Consider the following 16,417-nt stretch of genomic DNA (forward strand, 5'->3'; position numbering starts at 1 on the left):
GGAAATAAATTATGAAAGAAGAAAAAACTATTTATTTGACCTCTACTCAAATGCTAGCTAAAGCAATAGAGCAATATGAAGAGTTTATAAAAATTTATGATTTTAAACAAAATGCAGCAAAAACAGTCGTGATAGCAGAAGAACATAAAGAACTTTTTACACAAATGATGCAAAATTTAAAATATGCAGCATTGCTCGGGCAAGGAGATGCTTGTTTTTATGCAGCACAATTGCATTATAACGGCTGGATATATAATGAATATACCAGCAATAAAGATAACGGAGATTTTTTAATCCTTTTAGGTCAGCAATTGTATTCGGAGAAATGTTTAGGTCGTTTAGATGTTTATCATAATAATTGCTTGTTAGATAATGTATATCTTGATAATAGAATTTATAATTGTTCTAAATTCATTACATGCGATAACAGCTTCTATTCTGATAAAAAAATAAAAATTGATAATAATATAAAGCAAAAAATTAGAGAGGATATTAAAAAAAATTCCTTAGGTTACCTCAACGTATTATTTCCTACGCCTAAAATTAGTTCTCTGCTTTCATTTGATATAGAAGAGGACGGGGATGGTGTAAATGTAAGTGAGATAGTAGATTTTTCCAATGTATCTTTAATGGGAGATTCTGATACTGAGCAGACAAGCGACACTGTAAATAAGAGCGGCAACGGTAATGCTGGTTGGTGTCTATAGCTTGATATATTTTATTAACGATACTGCGGCTGTAATGGCTCAAGGAATGTCTAAAAAACGATGTCATTCCGCGGCTACGACAGCGTTGTTGTATGGATACCCAAATCGTCATGGCGAGGAGGTACATCGTGCCGACGTGGTCATCCAGTTAAATAAATTTTTATACTAAATCCCATAGCGGTTTCAAATAAAAGGTTTGAAATTGATTTATTTGCTTATGCTACAACAATTCATAAGTCTCACGGATCGGAATATACAGCAGTAATTATTTCCCTAACTATGCAAAGTTTTATGATGTTACAACGCAACCTTATTTATACTGCTATCACACGAGGTAAAAAATTGGTAATAATAGTTGGATAGAGAAAAGCTTTAGCAATTGCAGTGGAAAATAATAAAGGATTATTACGTTATTCTAAGCTAAAAGAATGGTTACTATATAGCAATAAACAAAAGCTTATTGCTATATAAATTGCTTTTATCCTTAATATATCAAGCTTTTAACAGCAAATTGTGTTATAATATCGCATATAAAAAACAAATTAAATTTTTTGTTAAAAATATCAACCCTTGACACTAAAACAAATAGAAGTATAATTTTTGATTAAAAATCACTAATTTTACTGTTTTCTTTAAAGAAAGTTATTAAGAAAATCTTATGCTGACAAAATATAGTCGTGATAGACATAATAATAAGCAAATAATTTATACAACCACTAATGAACCATTTATGCCGGTACGGTTGTATTATAAAATTCATAATGAGTATTTATTAATTAAACTCTTAAGAAAACTTAAATGTATAGCGTTTGAAGACAGTAAGCACTTTATACTTTCATATTTTAAAGAAGCCAAAAATTTGGATTTAGAAGTATATTATCAAGATGTACCGGAAAATCTTTATCCTGTTCTTTTAGCAGAAGGTCACATAAAGCCAGGAGCTATATTACACCTTGATCTAAAGTCATTACAAAGAGCAGTCCTGGTAATAGATTTTTTAGCAAAATATATCCCGCCAACTATTATAGAGATAACTCACTTTGCTAATGCTAATAAGTTAACTATATCAAATAATAAACAAGAGTTAGAAAAGATAATAGCTTTAAATTATGACCAATTTTTTAGTGAAAGCCGAATTCATTATACGGAAGTTGATATTGATATGGAACTGAAGGATGAGGATGCTAGAAATATTGATTGTGATATTAAAGATCATGACTTTTTAGATATTATTGAGCAAAAATGGGGTATTGTCGAATCACGAATTCGAGAACAAGAATTAAAAAGTTTCCATGCTGTTGAGAAAGTTAAAATAAATTATGATAAAAGAAAGCATGCCGATTTAATTAAATGGCTTACCTTTAGAACGTTTATTAAAGAAATAATAGCATCAGAACATACTAAAGATAATATTAATTACTCGTCTATAGATCTTATAAAAAACTTTAGATAAGACAATATATAAGAATAGAAAAAGCTTGAAATATGAGAGGTTAAAATTTAAATATGAATTTTATTCAGTACATGGAATAAAATTATGAAGAACACGTTTAACGTTGGTGATTATAGAGACACTTGTATTGACGTAGATTACTCACTTTTAAATCGTAGAAATGTTGCTAATGATTCCCTTACAAAAGAAGATAAAGAATTTATAGATATGTTTACTTCCCTGACTGACTATAATCCAAATAACTATATTAATAAAAATTGGTATCCTAATATTAAAATATCATACATTTGCTTTACTTTATAAAAATTTTAGAGTCAATCATAAATTTTGTGTAAGTATCTAAAATTCATTTTCTAATAATTCATATTTAAAATCTCCGCAAAGTATCTCAAATTGATTTAAAGCAAGGGACCATTCTCTAATGGGCATGGTCCATTTTTTTGCAGCATTTTTTAGAGCCAGAAAGACGATTTTTGTAATAGATTTATCATCTGGAAAAACTCTCTTATTTTTGATAATTTTACGGATTTGACGATTTACCGATTCAATCGTATTAGTAGTATAGATGACCCTTCTAATTTCTTCCGGAAAGGCAAAAAAAGGCACTATTCCAGTCCAATTACGTTTCCATATATCAGAAATAACCGGATATTTGCTATCCCATTTTTTAGCAAACTCTTCTAATGCTAAATTTGCCATGCTCTCATTATTTGCTGTATAGATTTGTTTTAAGTCAGACGTTACTTCTTTAAGATCTTTATAAGAAACATATTTTACAGAATTACGAACCATATGCACGATACAAAGCTGTACTATAGTATTTGGAAATATACTGTTTATGGCATCTCTAAAGCCTTTAAGCCCATCAATACATGCTACATAAATTTGTTCTATACCTCGATTTTTTAGCTCGGTTATAACTTGCATCCAAAATTTTGCACCTTCATTTTTGCTAATCCAAATACCAAGTAACTCTTTCTTACCTTCTGTATTAACTGCAATAGCAAGGTAAACAGCTTTATTTATAACCATATTATTATCTCTTGCTTTTACCATTATACAGTCTAAATAAACAATCGGATATATCCTATCTAATGCTCGAGCTTGCCATCTTATTACATCTTCCATTACTCCATCGGTAATGGTAGAGATAAGCTCCTTGGAAACTTCTGTATGGTAGATTTCTTCTAAATGTGCTTGTATCTCACTCATAGTCATACCTCGAGCGTAGAGGGAAATAACCGTATCATCAAATCCGGAAAACCTTCTAACTCCTTTAGGGATTAGTTGCGGTTCAAACTCACTATCTCTATCACGTGGTACATCAATTACTATTTTTTGACCGCTCTCGTCTATTATTGTTTTTTCTGTTGTACCATTCCTACGATTGCTATCTACCTTCGCTACTTTACTATGCCTAGAATATCCTAATTCATGATTTAGTTCACTTTCCAATATTCTTTCTACTAGACGCTTCTTTAGTTGCTGAAACAGCCCATCTTTACCAAAAAGCTCAGAAGGATTAGCTTGTGATAATAACTCTTCTACTAGTTCATTATTTATATTTGTTTTTGCTGTCTCTTGTTCTAATTTTTTAGCCATAATTTCCTTTGGTTAAGTTGTTATTTTTTACAGTAATTCTTTATCTGCTTTTTTTCAACTTACACAAATTATATGACTGACTCAAATTTTAATTAAACATTAATATATTAAATCTACTTTTTTCAACTCTTTTACTAGCTCTAAAAGCCTAATTCAAACTATTTTGTTAACTAATTTTCAACCTTTGCATACCTTTTCTAACTCTTTCTCTTTAAAAACGTAGGGTACTATGATTCTGTACATAGAAAATATTAAAGTAAACCTTTCGCCATAAATTACAGGCGACACCGCATGATATGAGTCCTTACTAATTTCAAACCCAAAACAACTGTTATGCATTGGTCTAATTGCTTTATCAACATTATCTATAGAATTACTTTTAAAAGTACACAAAATACCTCCATTTTCTACAGTCATACCATTATTAAGTTGTACCACTATCCTATGCGTTTCATAATCTGGGTTGCCAGTATGATCATTGTGTATACTTATTGCTTGACCAGGTAGAAGCTTGTGTAGATCTACATCAATTTTATCTTTTAGAGCAACTTTGAATGCATATTCTGCATATTTTCTAATTTTTTGTAAAAATTCTGTTTCAACCAAGACGTTAACAAAGCTTGGTAACGAATCGCTTTTGTTAATCCTAAATTCATATTGGTCGTAGAAGTGTTTTATAACCCTAGTCCAAGCTGTATGACCTTGAACCCATTTAAGTAAAATATTGGCATATTCATCTGTAAAGAATTTTTTTGCAATAAAATATTTGAACGGATTTTCTTGTATTTGCATATCTTTATTTTCAAGAACTAATATATTACTCATAATAAGGAACTTCTATTGTAGTTTTATATGCTTTAAGAGGTGCATATTTTATATCTTCATTAACATATATATATAGTTTAAGTTTGCCTGAATCTTCTCGTACTATCTCATCTATAATATATTGTTTATCTTGGAACTCTGAACTATTAAGATATATTGATTCTATATACCCACTTTTAATTGCATTGACAAAGTTAGGTATTTGCTCAACTTGCATACGTTTATTAAAAAGTTTAGCCCCAAAAAATTGTGGATTAAGCTTTTCTGCATTTAAGTTATTTATTATATTTCCAATACTGCTTTTTATATTTGTTTCTATATCAATGTTTTGAGCTAGAAGTTCCGTAGAAAATTTACAAATATCAATACTTGCTTTACAATTTTTAATCATAGACTTTAACGCACTATGCAAATCAATAATATTATCTATTTGCCCTAAGATAATATATCCTTTTAAATAATATAATTTTTCAGTTAATGTATAATTAAAAAAGTTATCATTTATGATATCATCGGGTATATTATCAACCATAGTAACAAAGTATTTTTGCAGTTTTTTATTATATTTTTTTATAAAACTTAATTTATCTTTAGAATAATAGTAAGTAATTTTATCTACTAAATAATCTGTAAATCCCTCTCTAACCCAAATCGGTCCATTAATTAAACCCTTATTACCGATCCAAAAATGTAAGCTTTCGTGCTTTATAACCTCTAATATATCATTATAATCTAAAGCATTATGGTTAATAAAAATGATAGCAGCATTACCAATTACTGTACCACCACAAACTTTTTTTTTGCTGTTTGAAAATGGGGATGGAATAAATAAAAACAGTTTTGCCTTAGTAAACTTATCATCAAAAAATTCTTGTTCTTTTTTTATTGTATCTAGTACCATGTTATTTATTTTTTAAATGTGGTACTATAATATTGATATTTAAGTTTTTATCCTGTAGCTGATTTAATCTTTCATTCCCAACAATGATTATATTATCTAAACTGCCGATGTTTGTTTCAATAATATTGCTGTTATAAGGTGTAATTGTTGATATAATATGTTTAACAGTTGAATCAATTATGATGCTTACTTTCTCATTCTTTTGGTCTAATAAATTTTTAGGTAATATAAAAAGACCAAGTCCGAATAGAAAAAAGTAATCATTATTAAAAAAATGATAATAACGATTACCAAATGTATTTACTAAGTTATCATACGGCACGTTTTTAATGCTATATTCAATACTATAATTGCCATTAACTAAGTTTAGTTGAGAGTCTTTACTAGGTTTAAAATAATTAGTACTATGAAAAGCTCCTCTATTTATCCTTAAATTTTTGATTTGTTGACTATAATCTGTACCCCATATTCGCTCTGGCACATATAACTCTTCCACTCCAGTAATGTCATAACTATCAAATCGAGCTTGTATGAAAATCTCTTCACCTGTATGTTTGATTTTGTAAACAAGATCAGCATATGCATTGTTGTACATAAAGCTGCATGCTAAAATTAAAAAGCATATAATAGGTATATTCATAAAAGTGTTTTCGGACGTGTGGAAAGGTGGTTTTGGATTCCATTTTCTGGTATGCCAGAAACAACAAGCTTTGTATATATTATTTATAAAAACCGAAGCACGAAGCAATTTATATTTTAAGAATAGTAACTATCTAACCAGTCTTCATCTAATTCTCCTATCAATTTTTCTATACTTTCTTCCGTATATAAGGGAGTAAAAATTTCTTTTATAATTACATTAGGATGTTCCTCATAATTAGTTTTATGCATTACTTGGGCGATTTTTTTTATCGAATCGTCGTCGAGTATAAACTTCTTTGGTGAAAGTGCAGGATTCATTTCTGGAGCTATATCTATAAAGGTAATAATTGCTTTTACACATATATCTTGTTTTAAAGCATAATAAATAGGAGTGTTACCATACTTATCTGTTGTTACTATTGACTCAAAGTTAAATTTTTCTTTAAAATATAATAAGTTTCTTGGTAAATAAAATAATATTTTTGTATCTAATGAGGTGGTACCCTTTGTCTAGACAAATTTTTTAAATTTTAGAGGTGTAATTCTCCTGTATTAATGTATTGGTTTTTCAAAGTAAAGTTTGCATTTTCTATGTCATATAGCCTCTTGATAATTTTCTAGTTTTTCTGCAAAATGTATCATTTCAGGTGTCTTATATTCAAGCGATTGATGAGGTCTTTGCTGATTATAAAATTCTATATAATCTCTGATAGCTATCTTTGCTTCACGTACTGTTTCAAGATCAAAACGATAAATCTTCTCTTGTTTCAAAGATCGCCAAAAACGTTCAATAAATACATTATCTAAGGCTCTGCCTTTGCCGTCCATACTAATAGCTATGCCTTGTTGCTCAAGTATTTGAGTAAAATCTTTTGATGTAAATTGTACTCCTTGATCCGTATTAAAAATGTCAGGCTTGCCATGTATAGATATTGCTTCATTTAGAGCTTCAATACAAAAATCATTTTCTAAACTAATCGACACCCGCCAACTCAAAATATAACGACTATACCAATCCATTATAGCAACCAAATATACAAAACCTTGCTTTAATCTTATGTAAGTAATATCTGCACAGTAAACTTGATTGGAGCAAACCACCTCTATATTATTTAATAGATATGGGTATACTTTATGAGCCTGATTCCTACGGCTTAAATTAATCTTTGGGTATACTGCTTCAATACCAAGTATTTTATAATATTTTCTTATCATCTTACGACTAACATTTAACCCTTCGGATTTTAGGACATGAGACATTCTTCTAGTACCATAATAGGGATGCTCTGTAAAAATCTCATCAATTCTGTTCAGTACTCTATACTCCTTATCATCTAAGGTATTCCTAGCTCGGTAGTAGTAACTTGAGCGGTTTAAATCTAAAAGTTTGCATTGTCTTGCTATGGTTAAATTTGAAGCATAACTTATCATTTTTTTCCTAACCTCTAAATCCAAAGATACTAGATTTTTTTTTAAGCCAGTCTCTTTCAACTGTTAACTGGCCTATTTGCTCAAATAATGATTTAATTAAATCTTCTTGGCCGGTATCTTGTTGTTTAGATTTCGATTTAAATCCAGAAACCATAAAATCTAAAGCTTCTTTCTTCCATTTATAAATCTGATTAGCGTGAACACCATATTTGCTGGTAATTTGAGCTATAGTCATTTCTCCAGATATTGCTTCAATTGCTATTTTTGCTTTTTCTTCTGCACTATATTTTTTAACTTGTTTTTTCATTTTTTGCTCCTTTTCCTAGGAGATATTATACCTACTTTTCTCTATTTTCTTGTCTAGTTTTTGGGTACCATTATATAATGTTGCATCATAATTATTAATAAATTTGCTTAAACCGATGCTAATTACATCTTTATCATTTAAAAAGTTATGCGTTTTTTTATATTCAGCAATAAATTCTTCCGATTTATCGTTTTTTACAGCTTCCAATAATTTATTGTAATCCTGATCTGACATTTCCATATCTAATTTAGGAGGGAGTATTCCTTTACCTTTAGGAGGTAATATAGCTAGAAGCTAATAAAACGGCTATGGACAATAATCTCTAAAGAGTTGATCAATATCACATTGATATTTTCTCCTAATAGATTTAGCTTGAGCCCATTTATGTTCAATTGGATTTAAATCTGGGCTATATGCCGGTAAATATTCAAGGATATGCCCAGCATTTTTGATATAATATTGCATATCTTTATTCTTATGAAAAGCAGCATTATCTAAAACAATTACACAACCATCTGGTAATTTAGGCATTAAATCCTCTTTTACCCAATGAGTAAAAGTTTGTGTATCAATATTATGTTCGAAAAGACTAACTGTCAAAAGTGCTTTGTCTAGCAAGGCTCCTATAGCATTAGTACGTCCTTTAGCTCCCCAATCATGTGTACCAAAACATCTTTCTCCCTTCATAGAATATCCATGAGTACGAGGCATGTCATGCATAAAACCACTTTCATCCAAGTATACTATAGGTTTTCCATCATGTGTATATTGAGTAATTTTATTTTGAAAGCATAACCTCTCTTTTGCTTTGGCTTTTGGGTGATTCAGTGTTTTTTTTATATGTAATATTTAAGCGTTTAAGAGCTCTCCAAATGCCATGTGTACTTACAACTAAACGTTCAGCTCTCTCATAATTATAAGCATCAGGATAGTCCTTGACATCTTGTTTTAATGCTTCCATGTTGATTTTTGTTGCAGGTTTATTACGAGTACGTGAAGGCTCCAAACGTTTTGCCCAACGCACTAATGTTGTCTTCCCTACATCAAAACGCTTGGCTGTTTGTACATAACTTAAACCTTCTTTGTTCTTTATCTTAAATACCTTTCTACGAAAATCTATACTATATGTCATAAGTCTTTTTTTATAGCCGTTTTATTAGCTTCTAGCTATATTACATTATTTGTTGTACTTATTGGCATATGTTTAATCCTTAAATGTTTATGTTAATTAATAAAATTATTATTTAGCTATTTGATATTTAACGAAAAACTTAAGCTTAGATTTTAAAGAAGATGTATTTGAGAGTATTATATTTTGTTTTTGTTGCTTATTTACGAAACAATTTCAAAGCATGCGTGTTTATGCTTATAAAAGTTGGATAGTTTCGTAAAGAATAGTACAAAATATAAATTAATTAGGAACTTCTGAGGAGATTAAACAAGTTAGTAAATAATTATTTATACAGCTGTCTTTCTTTTTATATTGTTTATTAAAAAGTGAAACGTAATTAAATTAATTTTTGAGTTACTAAACTTAATTTATAACTTAATCGTTAATTATTAAATAGTAAACACAACATACTTGATTTTACACGAAAAATCAATAATTGTTTCAGATATGTCACATACCAACAGATGTAGATATAATGAAATATTTTAGAGGAATTGCTTGAGAAAATAAGGATTAAGGGAATAAAAGGTACCGTTGCAAATAGGTAGTAATAAATATATAAGGAGTGGAAAAATTAATAAAATAAGGTTTTATGAATATCTTCAAGCGACGTCATTTTAAATACGATATAATGATATGGGCAGTAAGATGGTATTGTAAATATGGCATCAGTTCGTGATTTAGAGGAAATGTTGCTTGAGCGAGGAGTAGAGGTGGACCATTCTACAATTTATCGTTGGGTTCAATATTATGCCCCGATATTAGATAAGCTAAAATGGTATTGGAAACCCTCTTGAAATATACTAAGAAATTCAAGATAAAATTGATCAATGTAAAAAAATAAATAATTAGAGAAAATAATAATTATCTCAACGATTTAAATTAAGGTCAGGTAATAAAATTATTACCTACTAATAAATAAAAATTTTTATGAATAAAAATATTATTAATTCGGAATATTTAGAATTTGTAGAGCAATTGAAAATTCGTGTATCTGAAAGTCGCTATCAAGCTGCAAGAACAGTAAATAGTGAATTAATAAAGCTTTACCATCATATAGGTAATGAAATTCTTAAACGACAAGAAATATATGGTTGGGGTGCTAAAGTAATAGATAACTTAAGTCGTGATTTACATTCTGCATTTCCTGAAATGAAAGGATTTAGTAGTAGGAACCTTAAATATATGAGGCGTTTTGCTGAAGAATATAAAGATGTAGAATTTGTGCAGCAAGTTGCTGCACAATTACCGTGGTTTCATATAGTTATTTTATTAGATAAGGTAAAAGATAATCAGCACAGAATCTTTTACATGAAAAAAACAGTTGAATATGGGTGGTCACGTAGTGTACTTACTACGCAAATTGAACTTGAGTTACATAAGAGGCAAGGACAAGCAATAACAAATTTTCAAAGTAAACTTGCATATCCACACTCTGATCTAGCACATTATACGCTCAAAGATCCATATGTTTTTGATTTTTTAAGTGTAGGAAATGAAGCACATGAAAGGGAAGTAGAAAAAGAATTAACTAAACATATAGAAAAATTTTTAATTGAGTTGGGAGCTGGCTTTGCTTTTGTTGGCAGACAATGTTTAAATGTTTTATGAAAGCTGGAAATGAACCTAACACCCAAATAAATTCTACTAATTCTTATCCTACTACCTATAGTGATACTCATGATTTACCGGAGAAGAAAGTGCCGCTTGCAGGTCAAAATACTCCTGCAACTAAAGAAGGTTGCGAAATATCCTTATAATCACTTAAAGCTTTAGTTATCTATTTTCTCATCTCAATGAAGCATTAATAAAATGCTTCATTTTTCACCTCATAATCCCACAGTATAAAATTTCTATTGACTTTTAATCGAAAAGTCATAAATCTTTACACCTAGAAATTTAGAATAGTAAAATAATAGTAAAAATATTATGAAAAAATATATATTAGTAATAATTATGCTTTTAATGAATAAAGCTGTATTTGCACAAGAGCAAATAAATAATCTTGTTGTGCCGGTTAGTTATTTTATTAATCACGTATCACAATTGGAAAAGCTTAAAAGCAATCTAACTAAATATAAGCAGTCTAGTATAGTAGGTATAAGCGGTATGGGTAAAACCCAGCTTGCTAGGATGTATGCTTACGAAAATAAAAATAACTACGACGTAATCTGGTTTATTGACTGTAATCTAGACATTAATCAACAATTACTAAAATTAGCAAAGTCTATTAATACTCAATTAAAATCTCCGATGATTTCAGAAGATGTAGCAATAGTAAGGAAAGATTTAATGACGTATCTAGCCCGGATATTGCATGAGATATAGGAGACAAAATCCTCGTAAAGCTGTATAATACTGGTATTTCATTAGAATAATACAAAGGATTTTGTCATGACAAATTGTATAGCATATAGTTACCAGTTTTCCAAAGTAAAAAATCGGACAATAGAGATAAATTTCACTGGAGGTGATATTAGTAGCGATGGAGGTGTGTTGTTATTAAGAGAAGCAGATAAAAGGCTTGGTATAACAGAGGAGCTTGCTAAAATATTTCCTGATAGACGAGATGGTAGTAAAATTACCCATAATATGGCAACAATGCTGAGGCAACGAATTTATGGTATTGCATTAGGTTATGAAGATTTAAATGACCACAATTATCTACGAAAATGTCCTGCTATGCAAACAGCTATGGAAACAATTGATGATATGGCAAGTAGTTCTACCTTATGTCGTATAGAAAACAATGCTGATAGACACTTTGCAATTAAAGTGCATGAACTAATGCTTGATAAATTTATTAAGTCTCATAAAATAGTACCAAAGCAGCTAATACTTGATTTTGATGCTACGGATGATGAAATTCATGGGCAACAGGAAGGTAAGTTTTATCATGGTTATTACGGTCATAATTGCTTTTTACCTTTGTATGTTTTTTGTGGAAAGCATCTGTTAGTTAGTTATCTTAGGACGTCAAAGCAGGATCAAGCAAAACATTCTTGGGCAATATTATCATTGTTAGTAAAACGTTTTCGCCAAGCTTGGCCAGAGGTAAAGATTATTTTTCGTGGTGATAGTGGATTTTGTCGTCATCAGATGTTTGATTGGTGTGATATTCATAATATAAAATATATTGTAGGAATGCCCCAAAATAACAGACTAAATGAGTTACTGAAACCTACAATGGAGAAGTCAAAAGCAGCATTTATTATAACCCAAGAAAAGCAACGTCTTTTTAGTGAGTTTCCATATAAGGCTGGTAGTTGGAGTCATGAACGTAGAATAATTGGTAAGGCAGAAATGACAATGCTTGGAGAAAATCCAAGGTATATAGTAACTAATTTATCAGATAAACCTGAAGATTTATACGACAAAGTTTACTGTGGTCGTGGTGATATGGAAAACCGTATAAAAGAGCAACAACTAGAATTATTTGCAGATCGTACTTCTTGTCATAGATGGTGGGCTAATCAGCTCAGAATGATTTTATCGGGTCTTGCATACACTTTAGTAGAATATATCAGAGGTAATTTATTACAAGGTAGTGCATTAGCAAAAGCACAAATAGGTACAATACGTTTAAAATTATTAAAAATTGGGGTAGTAATTATCCGTAATACTAGGCGTATTAAGTTTTTGTTATCTTCATCATATCCTTACCGACAGGTATGGAATCATGTGATGAAGAAATTAGCATTAGAATAACCTAGATTAGCACTGTTCCCGGTGCTTAGAAAAAATGGGGTAAGGGGCATTACATCTAAAATTTGAAAATAACGGCTTCAAAGCACTTTTTGGCAAAATTTTTACAAAAGTATCATTGCTAATATTATAAATTACTCAATTTCTTACTTTAAATCTCACTTCATGCAATATCCGGGCTAGCAAGCAAAGATAGATGGTTGTTGGTATTTGATAATTTAAAAATAAAGGAAAACAAAAAAATACAGGATTTTATTAATTGGGAGCATAACGGCAACATTATATTTTGTTCTCAAGATAGTGAGTTATTACCTAATATAATAAAAGTAAATGCTTTTAGTAAAACAGAAACTGCCTTGCTTGCAAAAAATATTTTAGAAAATAAAAATCCTGAATTAATAGAATTTTTAACGCAAGAATTTCAAGGTTACCCTATTCTTGCACTCAAATATTAAATCAAGTACAAGGCTTAAATCTTGAAGAATATAAGAAAAAGATACGAGCATCTGATGATAAAATTGAGTTAAATATAAAACTCGCCATTAATGAATTAAAACCGACAGCTAAAAAATTATTAAATGACATAGCTTTAATAAATAATCAAAGTTTTTCAAAAGAATTATTAAACTCTATTACTGAAGATAAGGATAGTTTAGATGATGACATTTACCAACTTTCTAAGTTTGCGTTGATCTCAAATATTGATCCTAATGAGGTTAACCCGGATATTGCATGAAGTGAGATTTAAAGTAAGAAATTGAGTAATTTATAATATTAGCAATGATACTTTTGTAAAAATTTTGCCAAAAAGTGCTTTGAAGCCGTTATTTTCAAATTTTAGATGTAATGCCCCTTACCCCATTTTTTCTAAGCACCGGGAACAGTGCTAATCTAGGTTATTCTAATGCTAATTTCTTCATCACATGATTCCATACCTGTCGGTAAGGATATGATGAAGATAACAAAAACTTAATACGCCTAGTATTACGGATAATTACTACCCCAATTTTTAATAATTTTAAACGTATTGTACCTATTTGTGCTTTTGCTAATGCACTACCTTGTAATAAATTACCTCTGATATATTCTACTAAAGTGTATGCAAGACCCGATAAAATCATTCTGAGCTGATTAGCCCACCATCTATGACAAGAAGTACGATCTGCAAATAATTCTAGTTGTTGCTCTTTTATACGGTTTTCCATATCACCACGACCACAGTAAACTTTGTCGTATAAATCTTCAGGTTTATCTGATAAATTAGTTACTATATACCTTGGATTTTCTCCAAGCATTGTCATTTCTGCCTTACCAATTATTCTACGTTCATGACTCCAACTACCAGCCTTATATGGAAACTCACTAAAAAGACGTTGCTTTTCTTGGGTTATAATAAATGCTGCTTTTGACTTCTCCATTGTAGGTTTCAGTAACTCATTTAGTCTGTTATTTTGGGGCATTCCTACAATATATTTTATATTATGAATATCACACCAATCAAACATCTGATGACGACAAAATCCACTATCACCACGAAAAATAATCTTTACCTCTGGCCAAGCTTGGCGAAAACGTTTTACTAACAATGATAATATTGCCCAAGAATGTTTTGCTTGATCCTGCTTTGACGTCCTAAGATAACTAACTAACAGATGCTTTCCACAAAAAACATACAAAGGTAAAAAGCAATTATGACCGTAATAACCATGATAAAACTTACCTTCCTGTTGCCCATGAATTTCATCATCCGTAGCATCAAAATCAAGTATTAGCTGCTTTGGTACTATTTTATGAGACTTAATAAATTTATCAAGCATTAGTTCATGCACTTTAATTGCAAAGTGTCTATCAGCATTGTTTTCTATACGACATAAGGTAGAACTACTTGCCATATCATCAATTGTTTCCATAGCTGTTTGCATAGCAGGACATTTTCGTAGATAATTGTGGTCATTTAAATCTTCATAACCTAATGCAATACCATAAATTCGTTGCCTCAGCATTGTTGCCATATTATGGGTAATTTTACTACCATCTCGTCTATCAGGAAATATTTTAGCAAGCTCCTCTGTTATACCAAGCCTTTTATCTGCTTCTCTTAATAACAACACACCTCCATCGCTACTAATATCACCTCCAGTGAAATTTATCTCTATTGTCCGATTTTTTACTTTGGAAAACTGGTAACTATATGCTATACAATTTGTCATGACAAAATCCTTTGTATTATTCTAATGAAATACCAGTATTATACAGCTTTACGAGGATTTTGTCTCCTATATCTCATGCAATATCCGGGTTAATCCGGTATTTGAGATGCACGATATTATAGTTGAGAAAATACTACAAATGAACGGAAATAAAAACAATAAAGAACATCTTGAGCAGCTTGCTACCAATCTTTTAAATTCCATACCTAAAAGTGTAGTAAAAGGAAGTATGTTTAGAAATGCTAAAACGATATCAGATAATATTAGGATAATTACAGAAAATGCTGAAAAATATGACATATCAATATACAAAATTTTACAGTTAAAATTAAATTTGATAATACAGTATGTTAATTATTCTGATTTATATAATGCAAAAAAATTAGTAGATTGGTTTGATAAAAACGATCAAGAAAATAAATTTAAACTATGGATAATGAATAACGATGAAAAATGTGATTATGCTGCCTATTTTGGAATTATGGGAGGATATTATGCGAAATGTTCAGATTATCAAAAAGCAATTAAATATGATATCAAAGCAAAAGAAGTATATGATGAGGTTAAGGGGTATGATTCTGTTAAATGTAATGTAGCTTATGCTTTAGCTATAGATAATATTCAACTAGGGAATCTAGAGAAAGCAGAAAAAAATATTCAAATAGTTGAAGATATGTTTAATAAAGGTTTAGTAGATAAAGCTGATATCACAACTTTGTATTCTGCAAAAGCGAAACTATTTATTATTCAAGGTAAATATTATGAAGCCCTAGAGCAAATTGATAATGCTATAAATATATGTATTGAAAGTGGAATGAATCCTAAAGATTTATTTCTTAGTGGAGGTATCTAATTAAATCAAACATATTAAATAGTCTTGGGAGATTTAAAGAAGCTTATTCTCAAGCGGAACAAGTGTATAATATGAATAAACCTAATAAAAAAGAAGATAATCAAATATTCGGGCGTATTTTTACTGAGATGTCTAGAGCGGAACTTGGGCTCGGAAAAGTTGCTGAAGCTTTAGAACATGCGAGAAAAGCTAAAACAATCTTCATTAATGATCCAATTAGATATAACAATAACATCATTACTTCACCGGACGTAGATTTAGCAAAGGCATTTGTTGTAGAAGGAGATGTTTTAGCTGTTCTTAATAAAAATGAAGAAGCAGTTAAGTCTTATGCGACAGCAGAAAATATATATTGGAATAACTATCGAGAAAATATGAAAAACGTTGATGAAATAAGTATTATGTATCTTGACGCTGTTAAAGCTAGTTGTGGTGTGCCTAAAGACAGCGATATACCTCAAAAATTTTGGCACAAGAAATTTCGTAATCACCATATAGAAAAATTTGGCGGTGATCACCCACGGAGTATAGAAATTTTAAATTTGAAATGTCATAATCCAGGTCACTAACGTATTAAAAAATCTCATTGACTTTTAGTAGAAAAATTTTA

21 protein-coding genes and 2 pseudogenes are annotated in these 16,417 nt (G+C 30.0%); 12 read left to right on the plus strand and 11 right to left on the minus strand.

All coding sequences use genetic code 11. From position 1 onward, the window contains the following. The first annotated feature begins 11 nt into the window (after window positions 1-11). The 4 genes from AAGD48_RS03790 (at window position 12) to AAGD48_RS03805 (ending at window position 2,463) form a co-directional block, all read left to right on the plus strand. On the plus strand, window positions 12-707 hold the full coding sequence (locus AAGD48_RS03790) for a hypothetical protein (protein ID WP_341790497.1): 696 nt from the start codon (window positions 12-14) through the stop codon (window positions 705-707). 267 nt (window positions 708-974) lie between these two features. Beyond that, window positions 975-1,070 carry an ATP-binding domain-containing protein gene (locus AAGD48_RS03795; RefSeq protein ID WP_341790725.1) on the plus strand — a complete coding sequence of 32 codons (96 nt, stop codon included), beginning with the start codon at window positions 975-977 and terminating at the stop codon, window positions 1,068-1,070. A gap of 295 nt (window positions 1,071-1,365) precedes the next feature. Then, window positions 1,366-2,160 (plus strand): hypothetical protein, encoded by a 795-nt coding sequence (locus AAGD48_RS03800; protein ID WP_341790498.1) that lies wholly within the window; start codon window positions 1,366-1,368, stop codon window positions 2,158-2,160. 84 nt (window positions 2,161-2,244) lie between these two features. Further along, window positions 2,245-2,463, plus strand: a complete 219-nt coding sequence (locus AAGD48_RS03805) for a hypothetical protein (RefSeq protein ID WP_341790499.1) — start codon at window positions 2,245-2,247, stop codon at window positions 2,461-2,463. 36 nt (window positions 2,464-2,499) lie between these two features. On the opposite strand, the gene AAGD48_RS03810 is transcribed toward AAGD48_RS03805, so the two are convergent. From AAGD48_RS03810 to AAGD48_RS03855, 10 genes are all read right to left on the minus strand, one after another. Beyond that, a complete protein-coding gene (locus tag AAGD48_RS03810) occupies window positions 2,500-3,762 on the minus strand; it encodes an IS256 family transposase (RefSeq protein ID WP_341790500.1) in 1,263 nt (420 codons plus the stop codon). 177 nt (window positions 3,763-3,939) lie between these two features. Then, window positions 3,940-4,587 (minus strand): cyclophane-containing peptide 2OG-Fe(II) oxygenase YhhC, encoded by a 648-nt coding sequence (gene yhhC, locus AAGD48_RS03815; protein ID WP_341790501.1) that lies wholly within the window; start codon window positions 4,585-4,587, stop codon window positions 3,940-3,942. After that, on the minus strand, window positions 4,580-5,488 hold the full coding sequence (locus AAGD48_RS03820; protein ID WP_341790502.1) for a M1 family aminopeptidase: 909 nt from the start codon (window positions 5,486-5,488) through the stop codon (window positions 4,580-4,582). Before AAGD48_RS03820 ends, yhhC begins: the two co-directional genes overlap by 8 nt. Before the next feature lies 1 nt (window position 5,489). After that, complete coding sequence (locus tag AAGD48_RS03825) at window positions 5,490-6,083, minus strand: hypothetical protein (protein WP_341790503.1); 594 nt, start codon at window positions 6,081-6,083, stop codon at window positions 5,490-5,492. Between the two features lie 161 nt (window positions 6,084-6,244). Beyond that, window positions 6,245-6,448: a hypothetical protein gene (locus AAGD48_RS03830; protein ID WP_341790504.1), complete on the minus strand. Its 204-nt coding sequence runs from the start codon at window positions 6,446-6,448 to the stop codon at window positions 6,245-6,247. Between the two features lie 276 nt (window positions 6,449-6,724). Further along, window positions 6,725-7,561 carry an IS3 family transposase gene (locus AAGD48_RS03835; protein WP_341789327.1) on the minus strand — a complete coding sequence of 279 codons (837 nt, stop codon included), beginning with the start codon at window positions 7,559-7,561 and terminating at the stop codon, window positions 6,725-6,727. Window positions 7,562-7,568: 7 nt separating this feature from the next. Beyond that, entirely contained in the window at window positions 7,569-7,868 is a 300-nt protein-coding gene (locus AAGD48_RS03840) for a transposase (RefSeq protein WP_045812944.1), read from the minus strand. 15 nt (window positions 7,869-7,883) lie between these two features. Then, a complete protein-coding gene (locus AAGD48_RS03845; protein WP_341790505.1) occupies window positions 7,884-8,102 on the minus strand; it encodes a hypothetical protein in 219 nt (72 codons plus the stop codon). A gap of 72 nt (window positions 8,103-8,174) precedes the next feature. Further along, window positions 8,175-8,717, minus strand: a complete 543-nt coding sequence (locus AAGD48_RS03850; protein ID WP_341790702.1) for an IS630 family transposase — start codon at window positions 8,715-8,717, stop codon at window positions 8,175-8,177. Then, complete coding sequence (locus tag AAGD48_RS03855) at window positions 8,647-9,000, minus strand: IS630 transposase-related protein (protein ID WP_341789396.1); 354 nt, start codon at window positions 8,998-9,000, stop codon at window positions 8,647-8,649. Before AAGD48_RS03855 ends, AAGD48_RS03850 begins: the two co-directional genes overlap by 71 nt. Window positions 9,001-9,631: 631 nt before the next feature. On the opposite strand from AAGD48_RS03855, the pseudogene AAGD48_RS03860 reads away from it, so the two are divergent. The 6 genes and pseudogenes from AAGD48_RS03860 to AAGD48_RS03885 form a co-directional block, all read left to right on the plus strand. Further along, window positions 9,632-9,827 (plus strand): annotated as a pseudogene (locus AAGD48_RS03860) (IS6 family transposase); the annotation flags it as partial. Window positions 9,828-9,969: 142 nt separating this feature from the next. After that, window positions 9,970-10,632, plus strand: a pseudogene (locus AAGD48_RS03865) (PDDEXK nuclease domain-containing protein); the annotation flags it as partial. A gap of 14 nt (window positions 10,633-10,646) precedes the next feature. After that, a complete protein-coding gene (locus tag AAGD48_RS03870; RefSeq protein WP_341790506.1) occupies window positions 10,647-10,799 on the plus strand; it encodes a hypothetical protein in 153 nt (50 codons plus the stop codon). A gap of 169 nt (window positions 10,800-10,968) precedes the next feature. Further along, window positions 10,969-11,367, plus strand: coding sequence for a hypothetical protein (locus AAGD48_RS03875; protein WP_341790507.1), 399 nt, complete (start codon window positions 10,969-10,971; stop codon window positions 11,365-11,367). A gap of 66 nt (window positions 11,368-11,433) precedes the next feature. Continuing rightward, complete coding sequence (locus AAGD48_RS03880) at window positions 11,434-12,747, plus strand: IS1380 family transposase (protein WP_341789277.1); 1,314 nt, start codon at window positions 11,434-11,436, stop codon at window positions 12,745-12,747. Window positions 12,748-12,944: 197 nt separating this feature from the next. After that, window positions 12,945-13,199 carry a hypothetical protein gene (locus tag AAGD48_RS03885; RefSeq protein ID WP_341790508.1) on the plus strand — a complete coding sequence of 85 codons (255 nt, stop codon included), beginning with the start codon at window positions 12,945-12,947 and terminating at the stop codon, window positions 13,197-13,199. 441 nt (window positions 13,200-13,640) lie between these two features. Here AAGD48_RS03885 and AAGD48_RS03890 read toward each other — a convergent pair whose 3' ends face one another. Then, window positions 13,641-14,954, minus strand: coding sequence for an IS1380 family transposase (locus AAGD48_RS03890; RefSeq protein ID WP_341789277.1), 1,314 nt, complete (start codon window positions 14,952-14,954; stop codon window positions 13,641-13,643). 106 nt (window positions 14,955-15,060) lie between these two features. Here AAGD48_RS03890 and AAGD48_RS03895 point away from each other — a divergent pair, with 106 nt between their 5' ends. After that, the gene (locus AAGD48_RS03895; RefSeq protein ID WP_341790509.1) at window positions 15,061-15,807 is read left to right on the plus strand and encodes a tetratricopeptide repeat protein; all 747 of its coding nucleotides are present in this window, start codon (window positions 15,061-15,063) and stop codon (window positions 15,805-15,807) included. Between the two features lie 71 nt (window positions 15,808-15,878). Then, window positions 15,879-16,376, plus strand: a complete 498-nt coding sequence (locus AAGD48_RS03900) for a hypothetical protein (protein WP_341790510.1) — start codon at window positions 15,879-15,881, stop codon at window positions 16,374-16,376. Window positions 16,377-16,417 lie beyond the last annotated feature (41 nt).

The sequence above is a fragment of the Rickettsia endosymbiont of Polydrusus tereticollis genome, from assembly GCF_964026385.1.
GTDB lineage: Bacteria > Pseudomonadota > Alphaproteobacteria > Rickettsiales > Rickettsiaceae > Rickettsia.